The sequence below is a fragment of the Arthrobacter pascens genome (assembly GCF_017052465.1).
GTDB lineage: Bacteria > Actinomycetota > Actinomycetes > Actinomycetales > Micrococcaceae > Arthrobacter > Arthrobacter pascens.
In genome coordinates, this window is the sequence record NZ_JAFHKT010000114.1 from 13,649 (window position 1) to 26,105 (window position 12,457).

10 protein-coding genes are annotated in these 12,457 nt (G+C 66.2%); 8 read left to right on the forward strand and 2 right to left on the reverse strand.

Features of this window, described 5'->3' with window-relative positions:
• Nucleotides 1-122 precede the first annotated feature (122 nt).
• The 6 genes from JYA52_RS04990 (at nucleotide 123) to JYA52_RS05015 (ending at nucleotide 8,103) form a co-directional block, all read left to right on the forward strand.
• Nucleotides 123-1,760, forward strand: coding sequence for a pyridoxal phosphate-dependent decarboxylase family protein (locus tag JYA52_RS04990; RefSeq protein ID WP_307869317.1), 1,638 nt, complete (start codon nucleotides 123-125; stop codon nucleotides 1,758-1,760).
• The gene (locus JYA52_RS04995; protein WP_240459969.1) at nucleotides 1,757-3,190 is read left to right on the forward strand and encodes a lysine N(6)-hydroxylase/L-ornithine N(5)-oxygenase family protein; all 1,434 of its coding nucleotides are present in this window, start codon (nucleotides 1,757-1,759) and stop codon (nucleotides 3,188-3,190) included. Before JYA52_RS04990 ends, JYA52_RS04995 begins: the two co-directional genes overlap by 4 nt.
• Nucleotides 3,187-4,881, forward strand: coding sequence for an IucA/IucC family protein (locus JYA52_RS05000; RefSeq protein WP_205652102.1), 1,695 nt, complete (start codon nucleotides 3,187-3,189; stop codon nucleotides 4,879-4,881). The genes JYA52_RS04995 and JYA52_RS05000 overlap by 4 nt, the downstream gene beginning before the upstream one ends.
• Nucleotides 4,878-5,477: a GNAT family N-acetyltransferase gene (locus JYA52_RS05005; protein ID WP_205652103.1), complete on the forward strand. Its 600-nt coding sequence runs from the start codon at nucleotides 4,878-4,880 to the stop codon at nucleotides 5,475-5,477. The genes JYA52_RS05000 and JYA52_RS05005 overlap by 4 nt, the downstream gene beginning before the upstream one ends.
• On the forward strand, nucleotides 5,474-7,243 hold the full coding sequence (locus JYA52_RS05010; RefSeq protein ID WP_205652104.1) for an IucA/IucC family protein: 1,770 nt from the start codon (nucleotides 5,474-5,476) through the stop codon (nucleotides 7,241-7,243). The genes JYA52_RS05005 and JYA52_RS05010 overlap by 4 nt, the downstream gene beginning before the upstream one ends.
• A 74-nt stretch (nucleotides 7,244-7,317) precedes the next feature.
• The gene (locus tag JYA52_RS05015; protein WP_205652105.1) at nucleotides 7,318-8,103 is read left to right on the forward strand and encodes an SDR family NAD(P)-dependent oxidoreductase; all 786 of its coding nucleotides are present in this window, start codon (nucleotides 7,318-7,320) and stop codon (nucleotides 8,101-8,103) included.
• On the opposite strand, the gene JYA52_RS05020 is transcribed toward JYA52_RS05015, so the two are convergent.
• Both JYA52_RS05020 and JYA52_RS05025 read right to left on the reverse strand, forming a co-directional pair.
• Entirely contained in the window at nucleotides 8,042-9,127 is a 1,086-nt protein-coding gene (locus JYA52_RS05020; RefSeq protein ID WP_307869318.1) for an FUSC family protein, read from the reverse strand. The two genes, JYA52_RS05015 and JYA52_RS05020, sit on opposite strands and share 62 nt — an antisense overlap.
• Before the next feature lie 201 nt (nucleotides 9,128-9,328).
• Nucleotides 9,329-10,951, reverse strand: a complete 1,623-nt coding sequence (locus JYA52_RS05025) for an MFS transporter (protein WP_205652107.1) — start codon at nucleotides 10,949-10,951, stop codon at nucleotides 9,329-9,331.
• A gap of 413 nt (nucleotides 10,952-11,364) precedes the next feature.
• Between JYA52_RS05025 and JYA52_RS05030 the strand changes: the two genes are divergently transcribed.
• Nucleotides 11,365-11,871, forward strand: coding sequence for a DUF2231 domain-containing protein (locus JYA52_RS05030; RefSeq protein WP_205652108.1), 507 nt, complete (start codon nucleotides 11,365-11,367; stop codon nucleotides 11,869-11,871).
• Between the two features lie 261 nt (nucleotides 11,872-12,132).
• Nucleotides 12,133-12,393 carry a hypothetical protein gene (locus tag JYA52_RS05035; RefSeq protein ID WP_205652109.1) on the forward strand — a complete coding sequence of 87 codons (261 nt, stop codon included), beginning with the start codon at nucleotides 12,133-12,135 and terminating at the stop codon, nucleotides 12,391-12,393.
• Nucleotides 12,394-12,457: the final 64 nt, after the last annotated feature.

A 12,457-nucleotide genomic window follows, 5' to 3' on the forward strand; every position in this document is an offset into this window, starting at 1 on the left:
AAAATCCGCGCCGATTCGCGGTTTTCGGGAATTACATCATGAAAGTTTGACTAAAAGGATGCCCTAAGTAAGGCTTGCCTTGCTCAACAGTGTTTTCCAAGCCCGAGGATAGGACCACCGCCGTGACGTTGCTGCCCCCAGTTCATGAGATGTCACCGAACGAGATATACGCCGACGAAGGAATTGCTGACGAAACCGGCGCGGACAAGGCACCCGGGGCCCACGCCTACCCCGATTTTGGGTCCCGCGTGGAACTTGCCTTGTCCGCCAGCAACCACCTCTTCAACGCCCGCAATGCCCCGCGATACGTGGCACAGGTGCTTCAAGGGGTCAACGCCGTGGCCACCAAACTCGAGCGGACCACTCTGCCGTTCACCGGCGTCGGACCCGCGGACATGGAGCGCCGCGTACGGGAGGTCGACCTGGACCGGCCGCTGCCGGATACAGCAGCGGCGCTGGAGGAGCTCGAAGAGGTCTACCTCCGCGACGCCGTCTACTTTCACGATCCCAAATACGCCGCCCACCTGAACTGCCCGGTCGTCATTCCGGCGCTCGTGGGGGAGGCGGTCCTTTCGGCCGTGAACTCGTCCCTGGACACGTGGGACCAGAGCGCCGGGGGCACCATGATCGAGCGCCGCCTCATCGAATGGACCGCGGACCGCCTGCACCTCGGAGCCGCCGCGGACGGTGTGTTCACGTCCGGCGGAAGCCAGTCCAACTTCCAGGCCCTCCTGATTGCGCGGAACCACGCCGTGGCGGCCCTGCGGCAGGATCCCGAGGCCGCAGGGCTCAGGCTCCCGGCCCTGCTCGACAGGCTGCGCATCTTCACCTCGGAGGACAGCCACTTCAGCATCCGCAAGTCTGCCTCCATGCTCGGGCTGGGCTACGACGCCGTGGTTCCGGTGCGCTGCGAATCCGACCACCGCATGGACCCCGCCGCCCTCGCCGAGGCTCTGGCGGACGCCCATGACAGCGGCCTGGTACCGATGGCGGTCGTGGCCACCGCAGGCACCACCGACTTCGGCGCGGTGGACCCACTTTCCGAAACCGCCGCGTTGGCCCGTGCCCACGGAGCCTGGTTCCACGTTGATGCCGCGTACGGCGGAGGGCTCATGGTGTCGGGGCGTTACCGGCACCTTCTGACGGGCATTGACCTGGCGGATTCGGTCACTGTCGACTTCCACAAGACGTTCTTCCAGCCGGTCAGCTCAAGCGCCCTGGTGGTCCGGGATGGCGCCATGCTGGGCCACGTGACCTACTACGCCGACTACCTGAACCCGGAAGCCGCTGCCCTCGCCGACATTCCCAACCAGGTGGACAAAAGCATCCAGACCACCCGGCGCTTCGACGCCCTCAAGCTCTGGCTGACACTGCGGATCATGGGGGCTGACGCAGTCGGAGCGCTGTTCGATGAGGCGATCGACCTCGCCAAAAGGGTGGGCGCCGTGCTGGCGGCAGACCCGGACTTCGAACTCGCCGCACCGCCCCAGCTCAGCACGCTCGTCTTCCGGTACAGGCCGCTGCTCGAGGACGGAACGCGCCTTTCCGAGGACGGCGCGGACGCCCTGAACCAGGCCATCCGGGCCGCCATCTTCGATTCTGGCGAGGCAGTGGTGGCCGGCACCAAGGTGGCCGGACGGCACTTCCTGAAGTTCACGCTACTCAACGCCGAGGCCACGCTCGAGGACATCAGTGAAATTGTCAGCCTGCTCCGCGGAACCGGTGCCGCGCTGCTGAACCGGAAGGAGGCGGCAGCATGAGCACCCCTGCCTTTGACGCTTCCAGTGCGGCCCGCATTTACGACATCGCCGGAATCGGCGTCGGGCCCTTCAACCTGGGACTCGCAGCACTGAGCGCCCCGGTTGAGGGACTCGACGCGGTGTTCCTGGAGCGCCGCGAATCGTTCGACTGGCATCCCGGCATGATGCTGGAGCCCGCCCACCTGCAGGTGCCGTTCATGGCCGACCTCGTGACGCTCGCCGATCCCACCTCGCCCTATTCGTTCCTGAACTTCCTCAAGCAGACCGGCAGGCTATACCGCTTCTACATCCGGGAAAACTTCTACCCGCTGCGCGCCGAGTACAACCAGTACTGCCAGTGGGTGGCAGGCCAGCTCGACTCGGTGCGGTTCGGCACGGATGTCCGGGACGTGACCTACGACGACGGCGTGTACACGCTTTCGGTGGACGGTCCGGCCGGTCCGGCGGTGCTTCGCGCTCGGCGGCTGGTGCTGGGCACCGGAACGTCCCCGTATGTGCCGGCGGCCTGCGATGCAATAGTCGACGCGGCGGCCAACGGCAGAGGGGGACTTGTCCTCCACAACGCCGATTACCTGTCGAGGAAGAGCGAACTGCAGAAGCAGGGCAGCATCACCATCGTGGGCAGCGGCCAGAGCGCGGCGGAAATCTACTGCGAACTGCTGCAGGAGATTGATGTCCACGGGTACCAGCTGAACTGGGTCACCCGCTCGGGCCGGTTCTTCCCGCTGGAGTACACCAAACTCACCCTGGAAATGACGTCCCCGGAGTACGTGGACTACTTCCACGGCCTCCCGCAGGACCAGCGCGACGGCCTCATCAAGAGCCAAAAGAACCTCTACAAGGGCATCAATTCCGAGCTCATCGATGCCATCTACGATCTCCTGTACACCAAGAGCCTCTCCGGCATCGTGGATACGCAGCTGCTGACCCACTCTGCGCTGACCGGCGCGTCATGGGACGCGGCCTTGGGCTCGCACACGCTGCAGCTGCGGCACGAGGAACAGGGCGCCGACTACACGCTGGACACCGAGGCGGTAGTCCTTGCCACCGGCTACAGCTACCGTGAACCGCGGTTCCTGGCCGGCGTGCAGGACCGCATCGCACGCGACAGCAGCGGCAGGTTCGCCGTCGAGCGCAACTACAGCACCGGCGTCGAACCCGGTGAGATCTTCGTCCAGAACGCCGAACTCCACACCCACGGCTTCGTCACGCCGGACCTCGGCATGGCTGCCTACCGCAACTCATGCATCCTGCGCGAGATCTGCGGCCGCGAGGTCTATCCCGTGGAGGGCAGCATCGCCTTCCAGCAGTTCGGGGTGCCGCAGGCCTTTTCCCAATCCGACCCTATTCAACACCTACCCGAGCAGATGGAGTTTCCCATGCCCAAGTCCCACGTTCCCGCAACCGCCCAGATCGGGGAAGCATCATGAGCGGGGCAGAAACCATCGATCTGCAGCTCCTGGCGGACTCGGCGCACGTTGACGCGGTCCTTCGCTGCTGGGTGCGGGAACGCGGGGTGGCGGTCGACGGCGACGGCATCTTCACGGCGGTCCCCGGCACTCCGCTGAACGTGAGCGCCCGCTGCACCCACTTCTCCCGGACGGGCTTGCACAGCTTCAGCGACGTGGCGGCGGTGCACCCGGACGGGACGCGGCATGACGTGGGCGCCGAAGAACTGCTGTCCCTCCTGACAACAGGGGCAGATGAGCAGGAACGCTCCCTCCTGCTGCGCCGGACGCGGGAATCGATCCGCAACGTCAGCACCTTCGCTGCCAGGGAAAGGAGTGCTTCGCTGGACAGTCCGTTGTTCCTGGACGGTGAACGGTCACTCCTCCTGGGCCACCTGCAGCACCCCGCCCCAAAGAGCAGGGACGAGCTCGGCGCAGACGAACTCGAGGCATACTCTCCAGAGCTCGGCGGACGCTTCCAGCTGCACTGGTTCGAGGCGCACCGCTCGGTGGTTGCACAGGACCAAGCCGCCGATGCCCCTTCCCTCGGGGGCAAGGACGTGCACGAACTGCTCGCCGGGATTGCCGGGTACAGCCCTGCACCCGGTCACGTACTGATCCCGGCACACCCCTGGCAGGCGGCGGCCGTGCAGCAGCGCGGGGCCGTCCGGGAGCTGATGGCCGCCGGGCTGCTCCGGCCGCTGGGTCCCCTGGGCGATGAATGGTGGGCCACCTCAAGCCTGCGAACGCTCTTCCACCCGGACCACGCAGTGATGCTGAAGCTGTCCACGGGACTGAAAATCACCAACTCAGTCAGGGATGCGACCGCCACTGAACTCAAGCGGGGCGTCGAAGTAGACCGGCTGATTGGTGCCGGATACATCACGCACAGCGATCCGGGCTTTACCATCGTCAGGGATCCGGCCTGGGCGGCCGTCATTGACCCCTCGGATGCCACGGGCGGAACCCTGACCGGGCTCGACGTCTCGCTCCGGGAGGTCCCGGACGGCGTCGACCGGATGGTGTGCCTGGCAGGCCTCATTGCGCCCTCGGCTCCCTCCGGTCCGGATGCGTGGGGCCCAAGTCTCCTGGCACGGTGGTGCACCGACCCTGTGGCGTGGCTTGGCACTTATGTCGACCGCGTCCTCGTGCCGATGCTCGGCCTGTACGCCACCACCGGCATCGGACTTGAAGGCCACCAGCAGAACACCCTGGTGTGCCTGGACGCTGACGGCGCGATCACCGGTGGTGCCTACCGCGACAACCAGGGCTACTACCTGGCCGCCTCCCGACTGGCCGACGTGCTGGCCTGCACCGGGGAAAAGAGCAGCACCCTGGCCGTCGTCGAGGACGGCATCGTCGACGACCGGCTGACCTACTACCTCCTGCACAACCAGGTGCTCTCCCTTGTCGGATCGATGGCGGCCGAAGGAATGGCGGATGAGGAACTTCTGCTCGCGGTGGTGCGCGAGCGGCTGCAGGCGGCACTCCCGGCCCTGGCCGAGGAGGGCCCGGCCGGGGTGCGGCTGGTGAAGCGCTGGCTGAACACCCCGACCCTGCCGTGCAAGGCGCATCTGGCGACCCGGCTGGCCGGAATCGACGAGGTGGTGGCGCCCCTGGACGCCCAGTCCGTGTACCTGGACGTTCCCAACCCCCTGGTGGTCCGCGCATGAACGGCTTGAAGTGGAACCGGAACCTGTTGCTGGAGGACCACGCCCTTCGGCTGGCCACGCCGGCTGATGCGGAAGGCCTGGCAACCCTCATGGCCGAGCCCGACGTCGAGCAGTGGTGGCACCAGGCCTGGGCAGCGGACAGATGGGCGGAGTACGTTGCCGGACTGCTCCGGGACCCCGACAGCCTGGCGCTGACGCTTGTTGCAGGAGAGCGCGTGACGGGCTATGTCGAGGTCTACCGGGTGGCAGCCGATGACCTGGGCCGGCATATCGAACACACCCAGACCGACCTTGGGATGCACCTCGCCCTCGGGGAACTGTCGAGGGGCCGCGGCCTGGGCGCACGTGTGATCCGCGGCGTACTGGAAAGCGCCCCGGAGGTCCTGGCTGGCTGCGGGCGTCTCGTGGCGGAGCCGGACTTCCTGAACAAACGGTCCCACCGCGCCTTCGGCGATGCCGGCTTCCAGTCCGTTGGCACCGTGCAGTTGCCTGACAAGACCGCCCTGCTCATGGCGGCCGAGCCCGCTCCGCCTCCGCGGGATACGGAGTCCTCCCAGGACGCGAAGGAAGCCTGCCGTGAAGGAGCCCAGCTATGACCCATCTGCCATCCGCAAGGCTTCTGGCAAAGCTCATCGGTGCTCTGCTCTCCGAGGAGTTGCTCAGCGCTGAAGCAGCGAGCGCTGAATTAACGGGCGCGGGGTCCACGGAGTCTCTTCAACTCCACCTCGAAAGTTCGTCCTACCTGTTCCAGGCCAGGCGGACCGGCTTCGGCTCTTACGTCGTCGATCCGGAATCCGTCCGCAGAGTCAGCCGTGGCGTGCTGGGCGATGACGAGAGCGAACCGGCGGATGATCCGGGGCGGTTCGTCGTGGATGCAGCCAGCACGCTCGGACTGACCGGGACCACCGTGGCCAACTACATCGCCGAGCTGTCCGCAACGCTCGCCGCCGATGCGCAGCTGGCAGCGCAGGGGATCCCGGCCAAGGAGCTGGTTCGCCTGCCCCATGCACAGATGGAAGGACAGCTGACCGGCCACCCCCTGCTGGTGGCCAACAAGGGAAGGCTCGGCTTCTCGGCGTCCGACTGCGCGCAGTACGCCCCGGAGGCCGGCAGGCCGCTGCGTCCGGTGTGGCTTGCCGTGTCGCGCAGGCTGGCCGAGTTCCGGTCCGTTCCGTCCATGTCCGAGCATGACCTGATCGACCGCGAACTGGATCTCGCAACGCAGGAACGCTTCACGGCCGTCCTGCGCGAAGCCGGGGGCGACCCGTCCGGCTACGTGCTGCTCCCTGCGCACCCCTGGCAGGTGGATCACGTGGTCCGGCAACTGTGGTCCGGCAGCCTGCTGTCCGGGCAGATCGTTGTCCTGGGGGAACAGGAGGACCAATACCTGCCCACGCAGTCGATCCGCACCCTGGTGAACGTTGACGAGCCATCCAAACTGCAGATCAAGTTGCCGCTGAAAGTCCTGAATACCTCGGTGTACCGCGGCATTCCGAGGCATTGCTCGTTGGCTGCTCCGATGACAACGCATTGGATGCGGTCCATCTGGGACGCCGATCCGTTCCTGGGCCGCCACACCGTGCTGCTGGGTGAAGTGGCCTCCGTAACGGTGCGGCATCCCCACCTCGCGGACTACCCCGGCGTGCCTTACCAATGGGACGAGACACTGGGCTGCATCTGGCGTGAGCCCGTGGACCCCTCCCTGGCCGAGGGCGAGACGGTATGGCCCCTGGCAATGGTGCTGCACGAGGACCCGACCGGCGCCACGGCAATCGAGGCCCTGGCCGAACTCTCCGGCCGGGAGCTGGCGGACTGGCTCGGGGCCCTGGTGTCGGTTACCGTCCGGCCGCTGCTGCACCTGCTGCGCACCTACGGGGTGAGCGTGAACCCGCACGGCGAGAACCTCATGCTCATTTGCGATGCCGAGGGGATGCCGAGCCGGCTCGTCATCAAGGACCTCGTGGACGACGTGTGCGTGAGCACTGACCCTGTTCCGGCGCGTTCCTGGGAACCTGACGGCCACGTCCGTGTGCTGCCCCGCAAACCGTGGCACGTGCTCCGGCAGTACATTGTTGACGCGCTGTTCCTGGGGGTCTGGGGTCCGCTCGGTGAGTTGCTGGATGCCCGCGGCCTGCCGGTGACGTCGGCGGACTTGTGGAACCTGACCCGTGAGGTCATCACGGAGTACGCCGACTCCCACCCGGGGCAGGCAGCCCGGCTGGAAGCTACCGGCTTCCTGGGCCGGGAGTTCGGACGCTACCCGCTCAACGGCTATCGCCTGCGCCTGGGCTACACCGACCTCGATACGCGGCCGCCTGTTCCGAAGGCAGGAACCATGCCGAACCCGATGTACCGGCCCTGACCTGCATGTCCCCGCTGGTGGCACGCCCTTCCCGGCCCGGCGCGTCCCGGGAAGGGCGGCGCTAAGCTAGCGTCATGACGACAGCCCTCATCACCGGTGCCACTGCGGGGCTCGGCGCGGAATTCGCGCGCCAGCTCGCGGAACAGGGCCACGACGTGGTCCTCGTGGCCCGCGACGAACAGCGCCTCAAGGCGACCGCGGCGGACCTCGAACGGCGGTACGGCACCACGGCTGAGGTGCTGCCCGCCGACCTGACGGACGACGCCGGAGTGGCCGCCGTCGTCGCCCGGCTTTCCGATGCCGCGCGTCCCGTGGAGGTGCTGGTTAACAACGCAGGAATGGGACTGCTCGAGGACTTCGACCGGAACAGCATCGAGGATGAGAAGAGCCATCTGAAACTGCATGTCCAAACAGCCATGGAGCTCAGCCATGCTGCCTTGCAGGGGATGCTCGCGCGTGGTTCGGGGCGGATCATCAACGTGGCCAGCGTGGCGGCGTTCCTTCCCCGCGGTTCCTATTCGGCGGCGAAGGCGTGGCTGCTCAGTTTCAGCCGCTGGGCCAACCTTGCTTACTCACCGCGGGGAGTGAAGGTCACGGCGGTCTGCCCGGGCTTCGTCCACACTGAGTTCCACGACAGGATGGGAATGGACAAGTCCGTCGCCCCCGGCTGGACGTGGCTGCGCGCAGGAAGGGTGGTCCGGGAAGGCCTGGCCGACAACGCCCGGGGCAAGGCCGTGTCCGTTCCCACGAAGCGCTACAAAGTGCTGGCCGCCGCCGCGCGGATCCTGCCGGACCGGATCACTGCAGGCCCGCCGAGGAAGCCGAAGGAGCCGGTGGAGGGCTCCGGCGCGAACGGATAAACACCACCACCAGGATGCCGGTCACTGCCCCCACGGCAGTTTCGACTCCGCGTTCGGTAATGAGCACGTACGGGTCGGCCGGAGCAGCCAGCTGCGTCATCAGGAGTATGACCGGCGTGAAGGAGACCATCGCCAGCCCGTAGTGCCGCGCCATGAACAGCTCAGTGGTGAACTGGAAGACAATGACCAGGACGGCGAGGACGGCCGCTTCGGCCCCCGGGAAGTGGGGGAGCAGGGCCCAGGGGCCCGGCAGAAGCACGACGGCGACAATCACCAGCCCCAACAGCGTTCCGATGATGCGGTGGATACCGCGGTGGACGCTGCTGGGCAGGTCCGCGCCGGCGAGCGGAACAGCGGCGGCCGCCATTGCCCAATGCGGGTGGCCGCTGCCGGTGAGGACACCTACAGCACCCGCGGCGCCCACCGCGGCCGTGTAGCGCGCGGCGTGCACGACGGCCCGCTGCCGGAAGCGCCCCTGCAGCCTGACGGCATTCCGCGTTGCACCGGGGTCCCATGCCCGGCCGCGGATCCAGCCGCCGAAACCCACGAAAAGCGAGAAGCCGGCCGATGCGGCCGCGATGAGCAGGGCAACGTACCAGGGAACAGCCGTGGGCACTGACGCGCAGGCGCCCAGGGCAAGGATGCCGAAAAAGGGGCCGTTGGGTTTGAGCCTCACCCTGTCCGAGTACACGGACCCAACACCTGCAAGGATCGCTTCCACCCCCACCAGCCACCAGGAATGCAGGTGGTTAACAGACAGGAAGACGCCGACCGCCACGCCGGACAGCAGCACAAGTGCCGCCTGCAGCTGGTGCCGGAGCCGGAGCTGGTGGGGCTCATTCCGCCCGTACATGCCGGTCAGGGCGCCAAAGACGGCGTAGGTGATCAGGTCCGGCCGGCCGCCGAGTAAAAGGAGCAGTGACGGAACCGCCACGCTGATGGCCACCCGCAACGCGGAAACCTGGTCATTGTTCGCTGGTCCCAGGCTGTGGAGCTGCCGGAAGTGGCTCAGGACGGGCCGCACGGCAACTCCTCCAAACCGGTCAGGCTGGCCGTCCCGCGGGGCGGCACTCTGCAAAGGGACATTCCTATAGAAACTAGCACCGCGGGGACCGGACCCGGGATTTCTGTTATCCCTGGGCATGGCAAGGGCCTGCCCAGTGTGCTTCCCCCAAGGACAGCACACCGGACAGGCCTTCACCACGGACGCGGGGCGGTTGGACGATCAGGCGTTGGCGGGAACCTTGTCCTTGTCCTTGTCCTTGTCCTGGTCCGCCTGGTCCGCCAGGATCTTCTTCTCGGCGTCCACGGCGTCGAACGGCAGGTCGTCGAGGTCAAGCAGCGGGTTGTCGTCCTGGCCAGCCACCAGTTCGCGGGCTTCGGCCTGCGTGTCCACGCTCGGCATGGAGCCCGGCAGCGGACGCTGGGCGGATTCCTTCAGGAAGTAGATGGCGATGGCACCAATGGCCGAGGTGGCCATCAGGTAGTACGCCGGCATCATGTCGTTGTCCGTCGCCGAGATCAGTGCGGCGACGATGAACGGGGTGGTGCCGCCGAAGATCGCTACGGAGAAGTTGTAAGCGATTCCCATTGCGCCGTAGCGGCTGGCCGTGGGGAACTGGGCGGGCAGCGCCGAGGCCAGGTTGGCGACGTAGAACGTCACCGGGAAGGCCACGAGGGCCAGGCCCGCCAGCGTGGACCAGGTGCTGCCGATGCCGATCAGCATGAACGCCGGGGCAGCCAGCACGATGGTGCTCACCGCGCCGATCCACAGCACGGGGCGGCGGCCGATGCGGTCGGACAGCTTGCCGGTCAGGGGGATGCACAGGCTCATGACAATGAGGACGGGAATGGTCAGCAGAGTGCCGTGGACCGGATCGTAGCCCTTGGACTCGGTGAGGTAGGTCGGCATGTAGGAGGTCAGGGCGTAACCGGCCGTGTTGGCAGCGGCTACCAGAATCATGGCCACGATGAGTGAGCGCCAGTAGGCCTTGATGATTCCGACCGGGCCCTTGACGGCGGCAGCGTCTCCGGCTGAACCGTCCTTGGCCTGCTCCTCCTGGGCATCCAGCGTTGCCTGGAACTGCGGGGATTCCTCGATCTTGTTACGGAAGTACACGGCGATGAGGCCGAGCGGGCCGGCAATGAGGAACGGCAAGCGCCATCCCCATTCCTCCATGGCGGACTGGCCCAGCGTCAGCTGGAGCACGGAAACCAGGGCCGCGCCGAGTGCAAACCCGAGGTAGCTGCCCAGGTCCAGGAAGCTGGCGAAGAAGCCGCGCCGCTTGTCCGGGGCGTACTCGCTCACGAAGGTGGTGGCGCCGGCGTATTCGCCGCCCGTGGAGAAGCCCTGGATAATCTTGAGCAGCACCAGCAGGCCAGCCGCCCAGATGCCGATCTGGGCATAACCCGGAAGCAGGCCAATGGCGAACGTGCTCGCGGCCATCAGCATCAGCGTGGCCGCAAGGACCTTCTGGCGTCCGATCTTGTCACCAAGCCAGCCAAAGATCACGCCGCCCAGCGGGCGGGCGATGAAGGTAGCAGCAAACGTGCCCAGCAGGAACAGCGTCTGAACCTTGGCGTCAGCCTCAGGCAGGAACACGGGTCCCATGGTGGTGATCAGATAGCCGAACACGCCGACGTCGTACCACTCCATGGTGTTGCCGACGATGGTGCCGCCGAGCGCCTTCTTCAGCATGGGCTGGTCTACGACGTTGACGTCGGACTCCTTGAGCCGGCGACGTAAGAGTAGCTTTGGTTTCTTCACACCCTGGGGTGCCACTTGGTTGGTTCCGCCGGCGTTCATAACGCCTGCTGAAGAGTCGGTCGTGCTTCGGTCTATGGGCATTTGGGCGACTCCTGTGGAGGTCATTTGCTTGCGACTTGTAGCTGCCCCGCTCCGGGCAGGCCTTCAATTTTACGCGATTTTCGTGGCGGACGAGGGCTTCGTGCCGTATGATCCGGTGTTTCAGCCCGGAATGCGGGTCAGATCCCAGATTTGTTTTGCCCGGTTTCACCCCGTGATTCCGCGGAATAGGCGCCCGCACCGGCATCGTTATCAAAAATTTTCGTTTCAGGGCCAGTTTTGGGACCGAAATCATGGGTAGAGGGGGTCCTTCGGACGCGGCGGGCGGCCGTATTGGGGCCGGAAATGAGCGCGGATTGAACCGATTACCCACGGTGCTCGTCTGATCGGGTAACCCGGTCCGGGATCCGGGGCCGTGGGAACAGGATTGACGACTCCAGTCAGGGGTGTTGGGCATGGACTATGTAATCAGCGGTCTGCCACTGCATGTACTGGTGGTGCACGGCACTGTGGTCGTCGTGCCTGTGGCAGCCGTGTGCACGGTGCTGAGCATCGTGTGGCCGGCAGCCCGCAGGCGGCTTGGAATCGTGACCCCGCTCATTGCCCTGGTGGCGCTCATCACGGTCCCCATCACCCAGCAGTCCGGGGAATGGCTGATGCAGCGGGTGGACACGACCCCTGCCATCACAACCCACTCCAACCTCGGGGGCACACTTCTGCCCTGGGTCACCGGCGTGTTTATCGTGGCCATCGCTCAATGGCTGTGGTTCCGGTACGGGACCACTCAGGCGGACGGAGTGCGGAGGAAACTCGGAACCGCGGGTATCCGCATTGCCGCGGCAATCGCCGTCGTGCTGGTTCTTGTCCTGTGCGGCGGAACGGTCATCAGGGTGGTGGAGATCGGGGAAGCCGGATCCCGCGCCGTCTGGGAAGGCTCCTTTAACAGCGGGACCCGGGACTGAGGGCCTTGCGGGGGTTCCCGCCCGGCAGGTTTCTGCATATCGTGGAGCCATGGGAACACTGATCTTTGAGTAGGTGGCCGGCCGGCCGCCGTCGGATTGCTCCGCGGACTGCCGCCCCGCCATCTACACCACAAAAGTCCACGCCTGTTGAGGCCCTGCCTCCGCGGTGTTCCCGGTCTCGCCGGAACTTCAGACTCCGGCCGCCGGCAGCCCGAAGGCAGTCCTGCAATGGCTTCGTTTCATCGGGGAAAGGAAGAACAAATGGCTGACACGAACAAAGGACGCTCCATCAAACCAGAGGTGGCATCACACCTGGCAGAGTCAATGGACAGGCCGCCGCTGCCCACGCCGGAAACCATTGCCGTGACATCGGCGATGGGCGGCGGGCATCAGTGGCCGGACGGCAACGGCAAGCACCGCCATCCCAAGGACCGCGGTTCGAACCGCGGCCGCGTGGGCCAGGAGGCCGCTGTGACCGCTGTCCACCGGACCAGCCGTCCCCAGATGCCGCACTCGTCCTGAGCTGCTGAGGACTCGCAAATGGTCTGAAGATACGCAAACGGCCTGGCGACGCGCGAATTCGCGT